Here is a 22,403-nt window from a genome sequence, read left to right as displayed (position 1 = left end):
CGTAATGTCGTTGAAAATACAACAGAGTAAAACCTTGAGCGGTGATAACGTGGAGAATGCTGAATTCACGCTTCGCCCTGTGGCCAAGTGGGTACGTACGGCAATTATTGCCAGTGTAGCCACTACCAGCGCATTTTCACTTCACGCTCAAGAAGCCAATGTAACTGAAGAAGACCAGGCTGACGTCGAAGTTATCGACGTAGTTGGTACACGAAAGACAATTCAAGACCAAATTGCTATTAAGCGTGAATCAACAACGGTTGTTGATGGTTTATCATCAGAAGATATTGGTGAATTGCCTGCACTTTCAATTGGTGAAGCACTAGAGTCTATTACTGGTGCAGCTTCTCACCGTGAAAATGGTGGTGCTACTGAAATTACCATTCGTGGTCTTGGCCCGTTTTTGAGTGCTACACATATCAATGGTCGTGAGGCGACAAATGGTAGTGGTGACCGTTCGGTAAACTTCTCACAGTTCCCTTCAGAGCTTGTGAAGAAAGTGGCTATTTATAAGACCCAAGACGCCTCTATGATTGAAGGTGGTGTGGCCGGTGTTATTTCACTAGAAACAGTACAGCCGCTAGATTACGGCAAGCAACGTATTCAAGGTGAAGTTAAAACTAACTACAATCCTGACGAAGGTAACGTAGACAACTCACTTCAAGGTGATCTAGGTTTTCGTGGAACCTTTAGTTACGTAGACCAGTTTGAATTTGATAACGGCCAAGCGTTAGGTATTTCTTTTGGTTTGCAACGTCAAGATATCAGTCAGCCAGAAGCAGAATACAGAAGTTCAAGCCCTACAGGTTCTTCACTGTGGGCGTGTTTGAACGACCCAACTAACACTAACGAAGGTTTCTACCGTAGTAGTGCAGGTGACTGTGAAGACCAAGTTAGCGGCAGCAGTAACCAAGGCTACGATACGGCCATTGACCCTGAAACAGGCAAAGCGGTTAGCGATGGTACGCCGTACGCATGGACTGGAAGCAGCCGTAGTTACCGTCAAAATGAAACGTCTGATGAACGTGATGCACTATTCTTAGCGCTTCAGTTCCAACCTTCTGAGTCTTGGGATATTAACTTTGATGCGCAGGTGTCGGATAGAACGCAACAAGAATCACGTCACGATTTAATCTTCTTACAAAAACGTGCTATTCCTGGGCTTACTGGTCCTACATTGGTGACCAACGATGTGGGTGGTATTCTGCATTGGGAAGGGCAAGATCGTATTGAATCTTCAGGCGAGCAATTTTCTCGTGAAGAGAACTACCGTGGTTACGGCTTGAATATCGAGCACTACGCGACTGATGCATTAACGGTTAAATTGGATTTGGCTTACTCAAAAACGTCACGTGAAGAGTTACAAATCTCCAACCGTGCGAGAACTGCTGACAGACAATCTTTTAGCTGGGACATGGGCGAATATATTCCTCATTTCACTGTAAGTGACTTCGATGTTACTGATATTTCTAACTACACAGATAGCCTTCGTACTCGTATCGATAGAGAAAATACACGCGATAACGAAATTAAGTCTGCACGTTTAGATTTTGAATATGCACTAAGTGGCGATGTGTTCACCAGTGTTCAAGCAGGCTTGAGAACATCTGAACTGAGCTTCATTCAATATGGTGGTAGCCAAGGTAATGGTTCACGCAACGAGTTTACGCTAGATACTGCAAATGCAGATGCACTTGAGTTATTGCAGAGCTGTCAGAAAGACTTTCCTGAATCGGACTTCTTAGACGGTGTGTCAGATGGCGACCTCATTACAAATGTCGATAGTGACGGCAATGTAATTGGTGGCGGTTCTTCTTGGGCTACATACGATAACGTATGTTTCTCACAAGCTGTGGTTGCCTCTCAAAACGGAGAGTTCGGTTACCCAGACGTAGAATATGAAAACAGCGGTACAATTGACGTCACTGAGAAGACTAACTCTGCCTACGTAATGGCAAGTTACGACACTGAAATGTTCGATAAGTACATTCGCGGTAATTTTGGTGTACGTATTGTTGATACTGAAGTGACTTCTGTAGGCTTTAGAAACTCATTCGACGTTGTTACTGACGAGCTAGGTGTTGTTAGCTTAGTGAGCGGCGACTCTCTCGAAAGAATTGAAGGTGGCGGTGACTACACTGAAGTGCTTCCAAGCTTCAACTTAGTTGTGGACTATAGCGATGATATTCTTATTCGTGGTGGTATATACCGTGGTATGTCACGTGCCGATCCATCTGATTTAGGTTACAGCCGTACGTTCCAAACCGATGATGACTTAGCGCCAACGTCACTTGCCGATTTATTAGTAGGTGTAAACGGTTCAGGTAACCCTGATACACAGCCGCTTATGTCGTGGAACTATGATGTTGCTTTCGAATGGTATCCTAACGAAGATTCAATCTTTGCGTTTGGCTTATACTACAAGCAATTCCAAGGTGGATTCCAACAGCGTACAGTATTGGAAAACTTCGTGATTGATGGTCAAGAGTTTGCACTTCCAGTGACCAACTCTGTAACTACCGATGATGAGAGTGACATTTTTGGTTTAGAAGCGTCAATCGCTTACCGTTGGGACAACGGCATCGGTGTTAAAATAGGCTACAACTACGCAGACACAGACTTCGAGTTTGAAGACAGTTTGTATGGTGACACCTTTATCACTGACGTAGACGGTAACACCACGCAGTTAACAGCAGGTATTGTTGACCCAGCTTCGGTACCAGGTTTCTCTGAGCACGTATTCAGTACTCAGGTTTACTACCAAATTGGCGATTTAGATACGGCTATTATCTACAAGTATCGTAGTGAGTACTTCCAACCTTACACTAGTAACGGTACCCGTTTACGTTATGTAGATGAAGTAGGTGTATGGGAAGCGCGTATGTCTTACAAAGTTAACGAGCATGTTCGCGTGAAACTTGAAGCCATTAACCTATTCAGTGCGCCTAAATCACAGGATTACTACGTACAAGGTAACCTAGGTGAAGTGAACGATTACGGTCCTCGCTTATTCGCTGGCGTTAGCTTGAAATACTAGAAACTGAGTAAGTAGAAATGAGAGTTGGGTAGGGCAGTAATTACGGCTTTACCCAACCAGAAAAAAGGCTGCCTGTTACAGGCAGCCTTTTTTGTTTTAAGTAGTTTGAATAAGAACGTTCTACCTTATCTGAAACTTAAGGCGTAAAGTGTTTTAAAAGCTCATTCGCTTTGGGCATAACCTGTATGGCTATTTTTAATCTCGTAAAATGTAGCTTGCGCAAATTCTTCAGGATCGCTTGAGTTATTTAAGTGGTATACACCCACTTTAAAATAGTGATATTGACCGTCTTCATCGTACTTACTTTCACTCATATCATAGTGTGCAGTAACATCAGCTTTACCTTCACGGCTAATGGTCACGGTCAATAAGTTTACGTTCACGTTTATGTGGTAACTAAATTTCTCATCTAGAGCAATGCCATCAACAGGATTGCTGGCTGAATTGCTTCTTGAGCCAATGAGTTCGACATAGGTTTCAATATTATCGCCTTCACTGTCTTCAACACGGCTTTCGTGCGCGAAGTACACTGAACCAAGTTCATTACCCGGTAACTTGCGATAATACAAGCGAATTGGCTCATCATCATTGGCATGTATTTGACCTATTACTAGTCGGCCAATTTGATAGTTTTCACCGGTGGTAGTCACATTGTTTACTGCAAGGGTTACACGTAAATCACCATCTACGCCGCCAGCATCTGCTTGCCCTGCTGCGGATGCACTGCCAAATACCCAATTATTTTTATTCACTCCTTGTGTACTTATAGCACGGTCGCCTCTTCGTAACATTTCACGCAATTCGACCCGTACATAGTTGGTGTTTGTTGAGGTTTTAAAGCCATAGCTTGGTGAGCGCATAACAATGCCGTTATCATCTGACGCATAAAAGTACTCTGAGTTACTGTAACCGCCAGCAAGCTCAGTTTCCGAGATAGAGTCAGACGTTCCAGTATTGTCATCGTCGGTTGGAACACTTAAATACCAATCCACAAGTTCAATACCTACCTCGCTCGGTAACACGTCGGTAAATAGCCCTGTGGCGTCTTCACAACGGTGAACTTGTACTTCAACAATGCCGTTGTTGGTGTTTTCACTATTACCTAACCCAGTAATTTTGACATAGCGTGCTTGCGATGAGTCGACATTGACGAGTTCGAAGCCACTTTGGTTACCTTTCGATTCAGCTTGAGTGAGAACAGTAACCCATGTGTTCTGATCAAAAGAGGTTTCAACCGAAAAGCTGGCAACCCGTTCAGCGCCTTCAAACCACTTTATGGTAAGCGCGCCAACGGTTTCAGTTGTTCCTAAGTCGAGCGTGAGGGCTTTATCTACCCCATCGCTAGACCATCTTGATATTGAAGCGGTGTTTCCATCGATGGCATTCGCAGGCGAAAACTCTGTTGCCGAACTGCCATCATCGGTTGCACTGACTATGGTATGTATTTTGTTAGCGCAAACTTCAGTTACAGGTGTTTCAACAGCAGGTGGAGCGGTTGTTGTAACCGGGGATGTACTGCCGGAGCTTCCACCGCCACCACAGCCGGTTAGCAGTAGTGGAACGAGTAATGAACTCGTAAAAAGGGAAAGGTAAGATTGATTGGTCAGTACTTTTTGAGAAAACACAGCGCACTCCTTAATGTAAACGCAATGTAATTAATAAGTTTCAAGTATAAGGGCGTGGATAGTTTTATCCAACACTTATGTCATACCAAAATTATTTATTATTCTTACACTTTGGTAAGTCTGCTGGAGTGAAGGTTTTTGTTACTGAATATCTTCTAGAGGGGGGGTGTACAGACATAAAAAAACCGCTTAAGGTGAATTAAGCGGCTTAATATTAAGTGATAGGTCTAGCTGTCGGCTTAACCGACTAAATGAGTAATAGAGTATCTGTCTCGGGTTTCGCTTGATTTCTTTTTGATTTCTTCCAAGGCTTTGGCCTCTGAAGCTTCAAATAAAGCATTAATCAATCGATTAAAGTGTCCATGCATAGCGGTTCGCGCACTTTGTGAATCACGTGATTTTAACGCCATAAATATACGCTTGTGCTCTTCTAGCCGGTCTTGACTACTGGAGCTGCAAACGCTTTTGTACGACGATATGATTTGAGGCTGAGACTCTCTTAACTTCCAATAATGTTGAATAGACAATAGCAATGCGTTATTGCGAGTAGCCTTGGCGATAATAGAGTGGAATTCTCTATCGGCTTTTTCCGGCTCGTCGTCATTTTCCATCGCAATAAGGGTGTCGTTAAGACTATTAAGCTCTTCATCGGTTATTGAAAGCGCCGCCAGTGCCGCCGCTTCGCCCTCTACCAGCGCGCGGGCTTGTGTAAGCTCAAAAGCACTAATACGTTGCACTTCACTTTGTTGAGGCTGATTGTCTAGCACATACACACCAGAACTTACTTTAACTTCCACGCGGCCTCGCACCTCAAGTGCAATAATGGCTTCTCTGATGGTTGGTCTGCTGACGTCGAAATTTTCGGCAAGTTCTCTTTCTGGCGGCAAGCGACTTCCAGGGGGATATCGGCCAGCGTCAATTTGCGCTTCTATTTTTTCAACGATATGCCAGAACATGCGACGATTTTTCATCAACTAAACCTTATAACTGCAATAATTAGGTACAAACAGATACAACTTAATCGGTTAAATTGTACTTATTGTTCAACACAATTCAATTGCTTTAAAAGGTTCAAGCATACCGGTGCCTAGCTGCGTTTGTTCTGCTAAATCCGCTAACAAAACCTACCATTTAAAACAATCAATTTAGGATATTCTACGTCTTATTCTACAAATACAGAAGTATTTGTTAAAAGAGGCTTATCAAATCATATATTTATGTGCACCAACGAGATTGAAATTATGCTATTTACAGCTGAAGGTGCTCAAAAACTAAGGGTTTGAAGGATTTTATCTTCTATTAGTTATAGCATATAGAGTGTATTGGTCAACAATTTGGGGTGTTTTTTTGCGCTTTAAATTATCAATTGGTTAACATTTGATGTTCATTTTTCACTGGTTTCATCTGTTCAGTATTAACATAATTGATTATTCATAATAAAACTTCGAACCCGGTTTCCAAATACAACATACATACTTACTAATCAATTTCCCCCTAGACACTAAAAGTTTGTAAGCGTAGTTGCAGGTCGAAGAACCAATCACTTTTGATCTCTCGCTCATAGGCATTGGTACTAATTATGTGAGCAAAACAAGATGAGAGACGCAAACTTGTCTTTTTTTGCAGATTAGCGATGGCAGACAAACTAGGAGGGTTTAATGAGTACTAATACGGTTGTTGAAACGCAATACGCTAAAATTGAAGGTCATAATATTGCCTATCAGGATGTTGGTGAAGGAGTGCCAGTGTTGCTTTTGCATGGCATACCGACTAATAAATTTCTTTGGCGCAATGTAATTCCAACTCTTAGTCAGACACACAGGGTGATTGCCCCCGATCTTCTCAATTACGGTGAGTCTGACATGCCAACCGATGTGGATGTATCCATTAACGCGCAATGTCGAATCATTTTAAAGTTGATGGATGCACTGGGTATAGCTAGCGCACACGTGGTGGCGCATGACATTGGCGGTGGTATAGCACAATTGATGGCTGTGAACGCTCCTGAAAAGGTAAACAAGCTAGTGTTAATTGACAGCGTTTGTTTCGACTCTTGGCCCATTCCCGAATTTGAACCCATGCTAGAGCCTGGCTTCGAAGAAAGCACGAGTGTGGAAAAATTTAGCGGTATTCTTGAAGATTTCATTCCAAACGGCGTTTACGGAGACAAGGTGCCGGTTGATGAGATGATAGAGTTATACATTACGCCGTGGAGTAATGAGAAAGGGAAGTCTGCCTTTTTCCGAAATATGCGTAGGCTTAACAAAGAATATACCGAAGCCATAGTGGGTGCATTGCATAACCTTCCCCATGAAACACTGATTCTGTGGGGTGATAAGGACGAGTTTCAGAAACCGAAATATGCACCAATCTTAGCGGATACCATCCCTGATTCGTCAATCAAATGGATTGAAGGCGCGGCACACTGGGTTACTGATGAGCAACCTGAATCTGTGTCAGAGTCACTTGTAGCGTTCTTGTAACTTTACTAAAGTACTTCTGGCGGCTTAACATCGGTAATATGGGTAACTATCTTGTTAGCCGCCACTATCTTCTCCTCCTTTTGAATGAATAAAACAGCGCTATTGCAGGATGTGTTTGTTAACGATGAATGGTTAGCATAAACACGTCTATTTTGTGTTTATGGTGTTGCCATGTCGGGATTTAAGAAAATATCCAGTGCCATCGTGGCCGTCTTTATCGTGTGTTTTGTTGTCTTTTCTTGTTCGGTCTATTTCCAAATTCGTCAAAATATAAATGATGAAACATCAAGTGCGCTAAACCAAGTGCAAGAGATGCTCAAAGCGAATATGAATGCTAACGATATTAAAGCAGTGGCAGAGCAAAGCCCGCATTTATCGGTAACAGGCTTTACTGGTCGGTTATCCATGCCTACTAATTATCATTCTGACAATCAACCTATCTATATTCCCATCCATGAAAACCAATATTTGGTGGTAAGAGCCCACGATACTGCCGAGTTGGTGCAAAATATGAACCTATTTTGGCTAGTGGCCGCGTTGTTTTTTACAACGCTAAGCGTGTTGCTATTTACGCTTAAGGTTGCCGTAACGCAGCGATTGAAGCCCTTAAATCAATTAGGTGACGCTTTGCAACAACTTGTAGATGGCGAAACAACGAATGATATTGAAGACAGTGATATCAAAGAAGTAAAGCGTGTTATTGGGCAATTCCAACGTTTACAAGACTCACTACAAGATAAAGAAAGGCAGTTAGTTAAAATAGATAAAAAACTCGCACTGTTACAGGAACAAGAAAGAAGCTATCTGGCGAGAGAGTTACACGATAATGTGGGGCAGCTACTTACCACCATTAAAGCCCACGCCTATATTTTAGTGAATTCACATGAGCCCAGTGTACTTGAGTTGTCGGCTCAAAAAGTGCAGACCATGAGCCAGCAAATTAGTGACGCCATTCGCCACTTAACTGCCCATCTTCACCCGTTAGTATTAGATAGGGTATCGTTACAGCAATCTCTTGAAAAACTGGTATTCGAACAAGAGTTAGCCCACCCTCAAATAGAATGGCAAGTGTCTATCAATTTGAATAAATTTGCCCAAGAGCATGAGCGAGATATTCATATTTATCGCTTTGTTCAGGAAGCTATTAATAATGTGGTAAAACATGCTGATGCGTCAAAAGTATGGGTGCACATAGCCGGTGACAAGCAAGGGCTTACTATCAATATTCGAGATGATGGCAAAGGGTTTGACGGGAAAGCCGTTGAAAGTATTGGTATGTCATCTATGCACAGTAGAGCTAGGTGTATTGGCGCTATCTGCGCGGTAAAATCACACAAAGAAGGCGGTGTAAGGGTTCAGTTGTCCTTGTGTTTATTGGGCACTGAAAGTTTGCGTCGGGTTGACGTGGCATGAATATCTTGCTTGTAGACGACCACGCAGTAGTAAGAGAAGGCTATAAAGCACTGCTAAACGCCATGTTGCCTGAATATACGGTTTTAGAAGCCGCTGATGGCCAGCAAACTCATCACTTACTTAGAATGCATACTATCGACACCTTGGTTCTGGATATTAATCTTGCGAAAGAGAGTGGTTTGTTATTAGCCGCTGACTTTTTAAATGAACAGCCTAGTTTGAAAATCATTTTTTTCAGTATGTTTGAAGATTGCGCCATTTTACAGCGCGCCATGCAAACGGGGGCTATGGGGTATATCAGTAAAAGTAGCCCGCCAGATACACTTATATCAGCCATAAAAGTGGTTGCTAAAGGGCAAAAATACATAGAACGTTCATTGGCGGTAAATTTGGCTAATCAGCTGTTAAATGCCGAAGTTGATATTGCTGCAAAACTGACGAAGCGGGAGTTCGAAATCTTCATGGCAACCGCGATGGGGAAAACCCGTTTTGATATTGCCAATGAATTAGCCTTATCTTCGAAAACAGTGTCAAACGCGCTAACAGTGATAAAGCGAAAGTTAAATACAACCCCTTCAAAATTTACTGAGCTTGCCACTAAGCATGGCTATATTGGCAAGACATAGACTTCCTTTCCCCTCCTAAAGTAGGAGCCAAATCGGCCTATCGCATTATGGTGGATTGGCCGTAAAAGTACGATTATCAAATGACACAGTAAACGAGAACTAGCAGCGTGTTAACGCGCTAAGCATTCAAAAAAGGTGTCATTATGATTTACGCAAATCCAGGAAGTGAAGGTTCAGTAGTCAGTTTCAAAGAAAGTTATGGTAATTTTATCGGCGGTGAATGGGTTGCGCCGGTTAAAGGTGAATACTTTATTACTACGTCGCCTGTAGATGGCAGTGATATAGCACAAATCCCACGTTCTACTGCTGAAGATATCGAGCTGGCCATTGATGCTGCTCATGCTGCCAAAAAAGGGTGGGCGGATACGTCAGTCGCTGAACGCTCAAATATTTTGTTAAAAATAGCCGATCGTATTGAAGCTAATCTTGAAATGCTTGCGGTAGCGGAAACATGGGATAACGGTAAGGCCGTGCGTGAAACCCTGAACGCCGACGTTCCATTGGCTGCTGACCATTTCCGCTATTATGCTGGTTGTATACGCAGCCAAGAAGGTACTATCGGCGAAATAGATAAGAACACAGTGGCTTATCACTTCCACGAACCATACGGTGTCGTCGGTCAAATCATTCCATGGAACTTCCCACTCCTTATGGCGGCGTGGAAACTTGCGCCGGCTATCGTAACGGGTAATGTTGTGGTGTTAAAACCCGCAGAACAAACGCCAGTGTCTATCTTGGTCTTTGCTGAACTTATTCAAGACTTACTACCGCCGGGCGTACTCAATATTGTAAATGGGTTTGGTGCAGAAGCAGGCCAAGCGCTTGCCACAAGTACCCGAATTGCCAAAATCGCCTTCACGGGTTCCACCCCAGTGGGTGAACATATTCTACGTTGCGCCGCTGAAAACCTTATACCGTCTACGGTTGAACTTGGCGGTAAGTCACCGAACCTGTTCTTCCCAGACATTATGGATCATGAGCCTGAGTTCATTGATAAATGTGCAGAAGGTTTAGTACTTGGTTACTTCAACCAAGGTGAAGTGTGTACCTGCCCATCTCGAGCGGTTATTCATGAGGATATCTACGATGCGTTCATGGATAAGGTGATTGAAAAAATCCACAAGATTAAACGTGGAAACCCACTTGATACAGAAACTATGGTCGGCGCGCAAGCGTCTAGTGAACAGTTCGATAAAATCCTGAAGTACATTGATATTGGTAAATCTGAAGGGGCCGAAGTTGTTACTGGTGGTGAAAAAGAACAATTACCCGGTTTAGATAAAGGTTACTACATTCAGCCTACTATTTTAAAAGGGCACAACCAAATGCGTGTGTTCCAAGAAGAAATTTTTGGCCCAGTTATCGCAGTGCAAACTTTTAAAACCGAAGAAGAAGCTATTGAAATTGCTAACAATACCAGCTTTGGACTAGGCGCTGGGCTTTGGAGCCGCGACGCGAATATTGCTTTTAGAGTAGGTAGAGCTATTGAAGCGGGGCGCGTATGGACAAACTGTTATCACCTTTACCCAGCGCATGCTGCTTTCGGTGGATATAAAAAGTCTGGGATCGGCCGTGAAACGCACAAGATGATGATGGATCATTATCAACAGACTAAAAACTTGTTGGTGAGCTACGACATTAATCCACTTGGTTTCTTTTAATTAAGGGGAGGGCAGCACATATGTGCTGCCTATGTCTTTATGTTGAAGTCGCTCCTGTTTCTTTGTTTTACGATAACCTCTATCTCGCTAGCCTTTGCGCAATCTGACGCAACTGAGATCCCTCAAGAGGTACATCAATTGTTTCCTAACGCTACCCGAGTAGGCGCAGCGCACACAGACATTAATGTAATACCGGTTTATCAATTGCAGCAATTGCTAGGGTACGTATTCGAATCGAAAGATTTCGTCGATTTTATTGGATTTTCCGGTAAGCCCGTCAATGTATTAATTGGACTAGATACCCAAGGCAATTTTGCTGACTTAGCCATTAAAAAACACAGTGAGCCCATCTTTTTACATGGGTTAGGGGAACAGTCGTTAAGAGATTTTATCGCTCAATATAAAAGCCACAACGTGAAAGAACGTTTCGTCGTTGGAGGCAAAAGCCATGTAGGCAAGAATGCGACTTACTTTGATGGTGTGACCAAAGCCACGGTATCGGTACTGGTTATTAACGATACTATCGTGACATCGGCGTTGGCGGTAGCACGGGCTAAACTAGATGGTTTTGTATTGCCCAGTACGCGAATTATTAACCCCGAATTTTTTGAAGCGCTAACCTTTGAACAGCTTGTAAACGCCGGCTATATTCAAAAACAAACCATTTACCGTTCTGAAATGGAGGGCCTTGCTACTGAAATTATCGATGCTGCTAATAGCGTTGCCGATCCCGAAACGCCCTTATTCTCTGAGCACTATTATGGTTTTCTTAGTTTACCTATCGTGGGCAAAAACCTGCTCAGTGAAGATGAATACCTCAGGCTTCAAGAAAGCTTAAAGCCTGGCGAAGTAGCCATGTTAGTAATGAATACTCAAGGCTTTAGTTTTGTCAGTGATGAATTTATTCCCCAAACTGCACCGGAATTTTTTCGCCTATCGCAATCTGCATTTACGATTGATGCAAGGGATTTAGATTTTTATAGTTTTTACGATCCTCGCTTTGCCCAACCGTTACCTGAATTTACCGACATAAAGGTGCTAAGAATTAAATCACAAGGTGGGCTGTCACTTGACCAGGAAATGACAGCCTCCATTAGCTTGCCCTTTAGCCCTCGATTTATGGAGCTAGATGAGCACCTGTTTAACCACACGTTTTTATTACCTGACGTGCTATTTATGGAAAATCCCGATGCACAGCAAAGTGCTGCTGTGCCCCTTTGGCAGCAATTGTGGCAAAGCAGGTGGCTGGCGCTCAGTATTACAATTGTTTACTTAATTGCGCTGTCATTGTTCTTTGGTTTCCAGCGAAAGCTAATGAAATACACGCGCATGGTGCATGTAGTCAGAGGGGCATCACTGCTGTTTGTCTTGTTCTTTATTGGCATCTACGCACAAGGGCAATTGTCGGTCGTCAATATCTATACTTTGTTACTCGATTTAGCGGATGGTTTTTCTATTGAAGTCTATTTGCTCGACCCTGTCATCTTTGTGTTGTGGTGCTTTGTATTTGTGTCGTTATTTATTGTGGGGCGCGGGCTTTATTGCGGCTGGTTATGCCCCTTTGGGGCGCTTCAGGAAATCATGGCTGTTGTTGCACAAAAGTTAAAAATAAGGCAGATTCGAATAAAGCCAAAACACCATAAATATGCACAAAAACTTAAGTATGTAGTGCTTGTTGGCTTGGTTGCAACGTCGTTTTACTCACTGACATTGGCCGAGAAGCTGGCCGAGGTTGAGCCGTTTAAAACCTCAATTACGCTCCATTTTGTACGCTACTGGCCGTTCGTACTTTATGCACTTTTACTTTTAGGATTAAGCTTAAAAATTCACAAAGTCTATTGTCGCTACCTTTGCCCATTAGGTGCCGGTTTAGCGATTTTAGGGCGCTTTCCTATCGTGAAGCTTTTAGAACGGCGTAAAGAATGTGGTAGCCCTTGCCAACTGTGTAAGCAGAAAAAGTGCGGCGTAGATGCCATCGAGTCAGATGGCAGCATTGATTATGCAGAATGCGTACAGTGCTTTGAGTGTGTCGTAACGCTAGATAATCCCAATCTATGCAAAATTGATAAATATAAGAAAAATAAGGTGCCAACACGTGTCAAAAACTTCCATCCTGTCCGCGCTGAGTAAACCCGCAAGCCAGTCTGGGCATGCCGCCTACTTAGCGACAGATGCGTGTCACGATGTGGCCAGTGAAATATTATCTAAAGCAGCACTAGATGAAATAGAGCTGGTACTTTTCCATACATCCACATCCTTTGATTTAGATGAAGTTGCGAAGCAAATGACATCGCTGTTTGCCAATGTGCCCACAGTAGGTTGCACTAGCGCAGGAGAGTTTAATAAAAACGGGTACTGTACTGAAAGCCTAGTTGTTGTGGCTTTTCTAAAATGCGAATTTTCCATAGCTACCGCGCTAGTTTCAAATTTAGATGAAATTAATTTCGACGAAGCCCACGATACGGCAAGTGGGCTGCGTAATACCTTGCAGGCAAGAGACAAACGATACGATACCAATCAACATTTTGTAATCTCTGTTTTAGACGGGCTTACCCGCCACGAGGAGCATTTCCTTGAGACGTTCGCTACCGCGTTTGGCAATATTCCTCATTTAGGAGGAAGTGCCGGCGATGATTTAAAACTTGAAGCGACCTATGTTTTTTATCAAGGTGAGTTTCACCAGAATGCCGCGGTATTAATGTTGGTGGGAACCGGTAAACCTTTCTCTGTTTTTTCAGTTGATCATATCGACTCGCCAGTATCTAAGCTGGTGGTCACCAAGGCAGATCCTGAATCTCGTACGGTTTACGAGATTAACGGCGAACCAGCTGCGCAATACTATGCGAGTTTACTTGGGCTAAAGGCTGCTGATTTAACCCCTGATGTGTTTTCAGTATTTCCATTGGCGGTACTGGTAGGGGATAGGTATTTTATCCGATCGATACAAAAAGTCGATTTAGCCACCAACGCTATTACTTTTTACTGTGCGGTAGATATCGGCATCATTCTTACCTTTGTGCAGCTTGGTGACTGTATTGATGCTATGGAGCAAAAGTTAGAAACCCTTAGCGAGGAACTGGGGGAAGCCGAGTTTGTGTATACGTGTGATTGCTTTTTGCGGCGCTTAGAAATAGAGCAAAATAAAAAAACGGCTGAAATTCAGCGGCTACAAAATAAATATCAAGTAGCTGGGTTTAATGCTTATGGTGAACATATACATTCGGTGCATTTAAACCAGACCTTCACGGGGGTGTATTTTGCTAAAAACTGAGTCGCACATCGAGACTGAAGTAAACAAGGCGCACGAGGAAACTGAACTAGAGAGGCTTCGTCGCGAACTCACACGCCAAGTTGATGAAAATGAAAAGCTGGAAAAAATTAATGCGGCGCTTATGTACCGTATTGAAGAGGGGGGATTCGACCATCATAGTTATCGAGCTTTCGAGCATGCAGTGCAGTTATCTGAAAAGGTAAATGAAAAAACCGAAGCCTTGCAAGTTGTTTTGCAGAAATTAGAAAAATCGAATGCTGAAATAGCGCGAGCGCATCAAGAGACCAACCAGTTAAAGCAGCGCTTAAATGATGCCATCGAAAGTATTAATCAAGCCATGGTGTTATTAGATAGCAAAGGTGCAGTTATCTATTTTAATCGTCATTTCGGCACCGTGTGGGATAATCTGACCATTACGCCTCAAATTGGCGATAATTATTACGATATTACTCAACACGCGAAGCATTTGGGAGTGATCCGTCGCGTACTTCCTCCTGATTCAGAAGGCCGGGTTATCTATCAGCTGTCTAATAGCCGGTGGTATCAACTTACTATACGCCGCACCCAAGAAGGCGGCAAAGTTATCTTGTTTAATGATATTACCGAAGTGAAGCTCAATGAGTCGAACCGGTATGAGCAGGTCATCAAAGAGAAAAATAAACTGCTGCAAAGCCTCATTGATAGTGTTGATGTTGGTATATTACTTATTAACCAAGAGGGCGGCGTTGCCTTTTGGAACGATACGTTTTTAACCCAATCTAATTTGTCAAAGCAGACAATGTTCGATTGCAAGAACATATATTCCCTGCAAATGCATACTGACTGGAGCGGGTTAAACCTTGAGAAAACGGGGGATACCACCCAAATCATCAACGAAAACTTGGTAGTTGATAGACGTATTACGATGCTGCCCGATGGTAACACCCTGTGCACCTTTACTAATGTAACGTCCCAGCATCAGTATGCGGAAACCTTAAAGCAGAACGAAAGCTGGATCCGCATGATTACCGATAATGTGCCCGCACTTATCGCCTATATCGGTACCGATAAACACTTTCTATATACCAATAAGGGTTATCGAGATTGGTATGGATTAGGCGCAGAACCTTTGTATGGCGTAGCGATGGAGCAAAGTCATCTTAAACATGTTTACCCTCACCTGATGCCTTATGTTGAAAGAGTGAATAGAGGAGAAGTTGTCACGTTTCAAAGTGAAGAAACCAATGCTCAGGGCGAAACGGGTTTCTTACAAAAAGTCTATTTGCCGCATTTTAACGATAAGCACGAAATAGAAGGGCACTTTGTTTTAGCGACTGATGTGTCGGAACAGGTAAGAAGTAAGCAGCAACTGCAGGCCGCGAAAGATCAGCTGGAGTCAAATGTTGAAAAACGTACCCGCGAACTCCACCACGCAAATATCGCACTGCAAGATGCAATGAATTCTAAGAGCAAGTTTTTAGCGGCGATCAGTCACGACTTAATGCAGCCCTTAAGTGCAGCAATTTTGTTCAATGAGTCGTTACGAGATCAAGTGCAAGCCTCGGCGGGCCCAATTGTGAGTGCATTAGATAACTCGCTGTCTGATTTGAACAGTCTAATACGTACATTGATTGAAACCTCGAAGTTAGATGCGGGCGTAGTGCAGCCTGATAAACAGCGCGAGAATGCGCTTCCGTTGCTAACGCAGTTAGCCGAGGAGTTCAGCCACATTAGCCACGACTACCAGGTAAATTTTCGCTACAAATTTCAAGACGCTATTGTTCATACAGACGTAAGCTTACTATCCCGAATTTTACGTAACTTACTGAGTAATGCGATGAAGTACGGTGCAAAAGGGAAAGTGCTTTTTGCGGCTAGGACGATGGGTAGTCATCTTCGTATTAGTATATTTGACCAAGGCGTAGGAATAAGCCAAGCAGATCAAACGGTAATCTTCAAAGAATTTAGCCGTTTGGAAAATGACTTTAACTACTCTTATAGTTTAGGACTTGGGCTTTACATTGTAGATAAAATGAGTCGGCTACTTGAGCACGACATCAGCGTTTCATCTACGCAAGGGGTAGGGTCTTGTTTTACTTTATCGGTGCCCCTAGCATCTGTTCAGGAAGTTGAGCACGAGGCTACGTTCGATGCTATACCCCAGTATAATTTGCCTGATAACCTTCTAGATAAGCAAATATGGCATATCGACAACGACACTAATATGCGTATAGCAATGCAAACGCTATTTGAAAACTGGGGAATGGAAGTGGTTACATTTTCTGGTTTCGCGCAATGCATGGCGGTGATGGACAACTGCTTTGATGACTGTGATTTACTTATCGTCGATTATCATTTGGATGACGGAGAGAACGGCTTGGAAATAGCGAAGCAAATTAAGCAAACATTGCCTTCTATGCCCATCATGTTGTGCACGGCTAATCACTCAAAAGCGCTAGAAAACGAGTTAGAAGGGACAAGCATACAGTTGTTACACAAACCCATTAATTCAGCACGCTTAAAACAAGCACTAAAATCGTCTGTTTCATAATACGTGCTATTTACTTAAGCCAATAGACAAGTGGCATGAAGGCATAGTACGTATTAGTTGAATACGTACTGGTTAAAATCGATATTAGCAGCGCTGGCCACTACTTTGACTCGATTGCTTGCTCCTAATTTTTTCAAAATCGATGATACATGCGATTTCACGGTTGTTTCTGAAATATTTAGCTCATAAGCAATAACTTTATTTGCTAGCCCTTGGGTTAAATACTTCAAAACCGCCAATTCTTTTCTGGTTAATGAACGAATTTGATCAAGCGAAATAGCATCTTCTTTTTTTACGCGATTTCGGACTGATGACGTACGCAAGATTTCAGATGGAAGGCACACGTTGCCTTCAAAGATAGATTCGACTGACGTTGCAATCTCTTCGATTTTACTACTCTTTGATATAAACCCGACTGCACCATAAGAGATGGTTTGAAGAATGTTATGTTTCTCGGTTTCCGCCGAGATGATAACAACAGGAAGGTTAGGATGTTGGTTCCTAATTTCAAGTAAACCATTAAGCCCGCAGGTTTCTGGCATATTTAAATCAAGCATTACAAGATCGAAAGCAGAATCAGCTTCAAGTAACTCAAGTGCTTCAGATAGAGAGTTGGCTTCAAGGGTCTGAGACTCAGGAAATTTCTTACCCAATATCGTCACCATGGCGTGACGAAAAATGGGGTGATCGTCAATAATAAGAATTCTTTGCATACTATTACTACCCTCGGCTTAGCAAGTACCCAAATGCACTCACACAATACGTAACTTGACGCATGTTTGTTAAATTTATTTTAACAAAATAGTTACAATGTGAGCAAGCGAATACGACCGAAGTCTTATAATAAAAAAGCCTTAAAAATCATCATAAATTCCCTAAAAGTACTTTACGCTTTTGTTGATACTCTTCCTGGGTAATTAGCCCCTCTTTTCTAAGCTTTTCAAGGGTTTTAAATCTTTTTATAAGTGTATCTTCATTGGGTTTTAAAACTTCCTTAAGGGTCTTTGATGAGGATGTCGTTTTCTTCAACTCTTCTAGGTTTACCGTCATCCAATCAGTTCTATCAGGCTTCATGGTTACACCCGAAAAAGTGAATTGTAATTTTTCGCTAAATGGAAATTTAGACGCAGCTCGGTCACCGTAATTAAAGTCGTATTCAACCAGACCTTGGTTGGTGGGATCGTAAGCCATTTCATAGGCACTGTTAGCTAAACGGTTGTACTCACCAATAATAATGTTGAGTAGCGCATTGTTGTAAAATGCTCTACCCGCAATATAGTAAGTTTGTTTTTTTAACCCTCCTAGGGTTCTGCTTTCTTTTGCCATAGAAAATACAATATCTTGGTGAGGGCCTGCCTTTTGTAAGCCTATCGATAAATATTTTGCAAGTTGACTTTGTTGTTCTTTCGTAAAAAGGGGCTCAGTAGTATTCTTATTTTTTACCACTCTTATACTTGATAAAAAGCTTAATACATTTTTTTCATTTAATACTACGGGTTGGCTATTGTTTCCACCGTTTAAATATTTTTCTTCAACATTATTATCTTGTATTTTTATTTCTGTGTTTTTATCACCACGCCACAAAATCGTACTTGATGAAAATGATGGCGTGGCGAAAATCATAAAAATAATAGCTAACAGGATTTTTGGCATTAATTTAGTCATTGTTTATTACCCTGCAAATTTGAGTGCTATAAAAATCACCTATTTTAAAAATTGCCAGCTTTAGTGCCGCAATTTTGCGTCCTAAAGCTGGTTAACAATTAAAAGAAAATAGTGCCACCTAGTTGAATAAGTGTAAGATCCTCTGCGCTGTTATATATTGACTGAGCGGTATCAGAACCTGTGACATCTAAACTCAAATTTTCATATTTAGCGTAAATGAGAAAGCGAGAGCCAAAGTATTGTTCCGCTGCTATGCCCCATTGGCTCAACTCAGAACCTACTACGCCATCTAAATGCGCCATACCGTATTGGTCGTTATAGCTTGCATATTCTGCGTAAAATGCTGAATCACCAAAGTTGTTGTATTGCTTTCGGATACCCGCTTTAAAATAGTATGCGTCTGTGTCATCACCAGAACCGACAATAGCGTCATCAGTTTCTTCCATTTGATAGGTGGCCACCCCAAACACGCCAGATTCCAAGTGCATTGCACCGGCCTGAAATTGAAGGGTCGAAGAGCCGTCGCCACCCACGTTGGAGCCACCATCTTTATTCACCGAATACCCGCCATGTAGGTTTGTTGTAAACCCATTGTGTTCAGCCGAGTATTTAACCGCGATGTCATAGATTTCATCATTGGCATAGCCTACCGCCACACTAAAATTACCCATTTTAGGTAAATCATAACGTACGCCATTGCGGTAAATTCCATTGCAGTCTAGGCCTATTCCGAGGCCCGGTGTGGCTAAGCACTGTGCAAATTGTCCCCATGCCACATTGGTTGAACCTTCATCTATGCCTCGAATGAAGAAACCGTTGGCTCTGAATAATGGGGATATACCTGACCAAATAGTACCGGAGGGATCGGCAAGTACAGCAATGTTATCTGTGGGTAAGCTTTGTAAGCCGATGGTGACTTTTCCCCAATCGCCGCCAATATGAAGGCTACTGCCTAGAAGCCCAATATCGCCGCCATTGAAGGTGTCTAAGTTATCTTGATTGGCAAATAACAATGGTGTTTGATGGCCGCCGCCACCATAGTTCGGTGTACCGGAAAGCGGTTCAATAATAACTTCAAACCCTACGTCTAAACCATGCTCTTCAAGTTTGTAATCTCCCGATAGGGTAATACGACTGCCAAGTGTGGTACCGTTATCTGAAAGCTGGGCAACATCACTGCCTATGCCGTCATCGTAATAGGTTAACCCTTCATTAATCCAGCCTGAAATATTCCAAGAATATTTTTCATCTTCGGCATAACTGTTTAAACTTAATGTACTTAATATGGCAATTGATAAATACGACTTAACAAGTAATTTATTTTTCATTTTACTGTCCCAGTGTGAGTGGTGTTTTTTAATAATGAGAATTTATTCTTTTCTCATATGCCCTAATGTAAATTTCGGGTGTCAGTAAAATTGATAATAGATTTATATAGTTTTTGAACCATTGGACGTAAGGCTTGTTAGCCTCGTTCTTTAGGACTAAGAAAAATTAGGCGCATAGCGCCTAATTTATATTTTTAGTTTAAAAGCTCGCTAAATTAAAATTTAGCTTTCACATTTAAACTCACCATGCGAGGTTGGGCTGGGCCTACAAATAAGGGGCTTTCTACATCAAGGTAAATGTCTTCTAATACTTCATCAGCCTCGCCATAAGTGCCGAAGGTTTCATAGTCTTTATCAAACACATTGTTTACCCGCAATTGCGCACTAAAGGTGTGATTAAACTGATGGTTCAAGTAAAGGTTAGTCACCACATAGCTATCTAAAGTGTTATTTTCGTTGGCTTCATCACCACGGAAGTATTGGCTAGAGGCTGAAATAACTTCTGCACCTAATGTGGTTTCTTGGCTAAACGCGTAGTCTAGGTAAAATTTGATATTGTGCTTTGGTTGTCCAGGAATGGTGTCACCTGCCTCAACTTGTCTATTTGCCCCTAACGGATTAAAAGGGCTAAAGGAGGTGAAGGAAGATTCGAAGGTCGCGTCTAGATAGTTATAATTAAATCGATAATTAAGCTTTTTCCAAAATGAGCTGATACTGAATTCAACGCCCTGTCTACGGGTAGCGTCGATATTAATAAAGTAGCCTCTAGACGCAACCGAGCCTGCCTGCTGAAATATGATGTCATCTTCACTTTCGCTGCGATAAACATTTAACATCATATCGATGTTGTTAAAGGTCGCGGCATAATTTGCTTCAATGGTTTGGGTTACGACTTGATCTAACGGTGGATCGGCCACAAAGCCATTGGGTAGGCGACATGGGTCGTCTTCGTCTGCACAGCTTAATTCTGCAGGGCTTGGTGTTCTTGATGACTGACTAAACGCAAGGTTCAGCTGGGAGGTTTCACTAAGTGAAATATCTAACCCTATAGCGGGGTTGAACTGCGTGAATCTATGGTCGCCATCAAGTGAATCATCACCATCTTCGCTTAAGTCTTCCATTAGCACATGGTCACGATTGAACCGGCCACCAATGTTCAGTGATACCTTATCGGTAAGTTGGGTGGTATTAACAAAAAGCAACGACCAGGCAGTGGTGTCTACATCAAGCCTTACTCTCGCTTCAGCTGATTGTAGACCTTGAAGTGGGATGACCGTGCGTGAATCGCTTGCGGTATCGTTTTCTAATATCCCAAAGGTTGTATCGGCAGAATAATTGATATCACCTTTATTGTAAGTCGCGCCAATCACCAGCACAGATGGTTTGCCTAATAATTCATAATTGCTGGCAAGCTGAGAAGAAACACCGAAAGCTTCTGAACTTGATAACCCAGTATTGTAAGTGCCGTCTATCTCATCAGGGGATACGTCTGAAATATCAGAAAGTGCGGTATCTTCATCGTAGCCAATGAATGCAACAGCGTCTACATCATCACCCACCGTGGCTAGCTCGTCATCATCCTCGTCGTCACCGTTATCAAAATCATCATCGTCATCATCATCGTCTTCCAATTCACACAAGGTGATGCGACCATCGCTAAATTGGCATGCGCCAAAGTCGCTGTCATCACCATTTATACTGGTGGTTTCATTGTCGCGGTAAAAGGCGTTGAACGAGAGTAGATGGTTGTCGCTTAACTGTAGATCGCCAGAAAGACTAAAGTGATGTAGCTCGTTGTTCGTTTGATCGGGGTGAGTATACACCGCTTCGCGGCCTTCTATTTCTAGTAGTTCAATTGGTGAGGCCCCATTGCCTAATAGCTCGCTATCGGCATATAGATAGTTGAAATCGATTCGTCGCTTACTGTCTTGGTAAGACACGGCGCTGAATACTTGATTTACCTCTGAAGGTGAGTAATCCCGCCACCCATCTTCTTCATAATGATTAGCATTAATGTAATAGCCCCAATTACCATTATTACCACCTGATTCTATCGACAGCGCTGACTGACCATATTGCCCTACAGTGGCATCTACTTCGTTGGCATCGAAGGAAAAGCCGGTTTTCGTATTTAGTGCTAGTGCGCCCCCAAGGGTATTTTGCCCGAACAGGGGATTAGAGCCTGAATACAGCGACACCGTATCGATAGCATCAAGAGGCATAAGATCCCAATTTACGGTATCGCCAAACGCCTCGTTAATTCTGCCACCATTCATGTACACCGAAATACCTTGGGGTAAGCCTAGCAGTGGCGACGCGGTGAAACCTCGGTATTGTAAATCGGGTTGAAACGGGTTGTTTTGCGCATCATTCAAATTCACGCTAGCAAGTTGGGATTTTAAGAGTTCTGGCAAAGAGCGACTTACACTGGCCTCAATTTCCTCTTGAGACAACGACTGTACGCTGCCGAAAATTGGCGCTGCATCACTCCCGGTTTGCAACGATGTGGCACCATGAACTTCTATCACTTCAACATCATGATTAGTTAGGCCGCTGTCTGTTTTAGTATTTGCATAGGCTGGGCTACAAAGTGCTAAAGACACACTAGAGGCAAGGAGTGCGTATGATAAAGGCGTTGTGTTTTTTCTTATCATGATTCTGATTCTTCAATGTACGAGCATGCAATCAGTATCGTGGAGGTGGGTCCCGAAAAATATCCTCCTAAAGGGGGAGGAAGAGTCGTAAATTGGTAGTATATAAAAGT

14 protein-coding genes are annotated in these 22,403 nt (G+C 42.6%); 8 read left to right on the top strand and 6 right to left on the bottom strand.

Translation table 11 applies throughout. From position 1 onward, the window contains the following. The first annotated feature begins 4 nt into the window (after nt 1–4). Nucleotides 5–3,037, top strand: coding sequence for a TonB-dependent receptor (locus tag J8L84_RS16070; RefSeq protein WP_211071568.1), 3,033 nt, complete (start codon nt 5–7; stop codon nt 3,035–3,037). 161 nt (nt 3,038–3,198) lie between these two features. Here the strand turns inward: J8L84_RS16070 and J8L84_RS16065 are convergent, their stop codons facing one another. Then, nucleotides 3,199–4,662, bottom strand: a complete 1,464-nt coding sequence (locus J8L84_RS16065) for a polysaccharide lyase family 7 protein (protein ID WP_348771844.1) — start codon at nt 4,660–4,662, stop codon at nt 3,199–3,201. Nucleotides 4,663–4,901: 239 nt separating this feature from the next. Further along, the gene (locus J8L84_RS16060) at nt 4,902–5,633 is read right to left on the bottom strand and encodes a FadR/GntR family transcriptional regulator (protein ID WP_211071567.1); all 732 of its coding nucleotides are present in this window, start codon (nt 5,631–5,633) and stop codon (nt 4,902–4,904) included. A 687-nt stretch (nt 5,634–6,320) separates the two neighbouring features. Between J8L84_RS16060 and J8L84_RS16055 the strand changes: the two genes are divergently transcribed. From J8L84_RS16055 to J8L84_RS16025, 7 genes are all read left to right on the top strand, one after another. Continuing rightward, nucleotides 6,321–7,145 (top strand): alpha/beta hydrolase, encoded by an 825-nt coding sequence (locus tag J8L84_RS16055; RefSeq protein WP_211071566.1) that lies wholly within the window; start codon nt 6,321–6,323, stop codon nt 7,143–7,145. A gap of 171 nt (nt 7,146–7,316) precedes the next feature. After that, nucleotides 7,317–8,558 carry a sensor histidine kinase gene (locus J8L84_RS16050; protein ID WP_211071565.1) on the top strand — a complete coding sequence of 414 codons (1,242 nt, stop codon included), beginning with the start codon at nt 7,317–7,319 and terminating at the stop codon, nt 8,556–8,558. Next, the gene (locus J8L84_RS16045; protein WP_211071564.1) at nt 8,555–9,184 is read left to right on the top strand and encodes a response regulator transcription factor; all 630 of its coding nucleotides are present in this window, start codon (nt 8,555–8,557) and stop codon (nt 9,182–9,184) included. The genes J8L84_RS16050 and J8L84_RS16045 overlap by 4 nt, the downstream gene beginning before the upstream one ends. A 143-nt stretch (nt 9,185–9,327) precedes the next feature. Next, nucleotides 9,328–10,845, top strand: a complete 1,518-nt coding sequence (locus J8L84_RS16040; protein ID WP_211071563.1) for an aldehyde dehydrogenase family protein — start codon at nt 9,328–9,330, stop codon at nt 10,843–10,845. 39 nt (nt 10,846–10,884) lie between these two features. Next, a complete protein-coding gene (locus tag J8L84_RS16035) occupies nt 10,885–12,975 on the top strand; it encodes a 4Fe-4S binding protein (protein ID WP_211071562.1) in 2,091 nt (696 codons plus the stop codon). Then, complete coding sequence (nosP, locus tag J8L84_RS16030; RefSeq protein WP_211071561.1) at nt 12,941–14,116, top strand: nitric oxide-sensing protein NosP; 1,176 nt, start codon at nt 12,941–12,943, stop codon at nt 14,114–14,116. The genes J8L84_RS16035 and nosP overlap by 35 nt, the downstream gene beginning before the upstream one ends. Beyond that, a complete protein-coding gene (locus J8L84_RS16025) occupies nt 14,103–16,646 on the top strand; it encodes a PAS domain-containing hybrid sensor histidine kinase/response regulator (protein WP_247670823.1) in 2,544 nt (847 codons plus the stop codon). The genes nosP and J8L84_RS16025 overlap by 14 nt, the downstream gene beginning before the upstream one ends. Nucleotides 16,647–16,699: 53 nt before the next feature. Here J8L84_RS16025 and J8L84_RS16020 read toward each other — a convergent pair whose 3' ends face one another. The 4 genes from J8L84_RS16020 to J8L84_RS16005 form a co-directional block, all read right to left on the bottom strand. After that, nucleotides 16,700–17,359, bottom strand: coding sequence for a response regulator transcription factor (locus J8L84_RS16020; protein ID WP_211071560.1), 660 nt, complete (start codon nt 17,357–17,359; stop codon nt 16,700–16,702). Nucleotides 17,360–17,510: 151 nt separating this feature from the next. Beyond that, nucleotides 17,511–18,311 (bottom strand): SHOCT domain-containing protein, encoded by an 801-nt coding sequence (locus J8L84_RS16015; protein WP_211071559.1) that lies wholly within the window; start codon nt 18,309–18,311, stop codon nt 17,511–17,513. Between the two features lie 98 nt (nt 18,312–18,409). After that, nucleotides 18,410–19,639 (bottom strand): porin, encoded by a 1,230-nt coding sequence (locus tag J8L84_RS16010; RefSeq protein WP_211071558.1) that lies wholly within the window; start codon nt 19,637–19,639, stop codon nt 18,410–18,412. A gap of 215 nt (nt 19,640–19,854) precedes the next feature. Further along, on the bottom strand, nt 19,855–22,293 hold the full coding sequence (locus tag J8L84_RS16005; protein WP_211071557.1) for a TonB-dependent receptor: 2,439 nt from the start codon (nt 22,291–22,293) through the stop codon (nt 19,855–19,857). Between the last annotated feature and the right edge of the window lie 110 nt (nt 22,294–22,403).

It is taken from the genome of Alteromonas sp. MMG017 (assembly GCF_018100795.1).
GTDB lineage: Bacteria > Pseudomonadota > Gammaproteobacteria > Enterobacterales > Alteromonadaceae > Alteromonas.
This window is presented reverse-complemented; position numbering and strand designations above follow the sequence as displayed.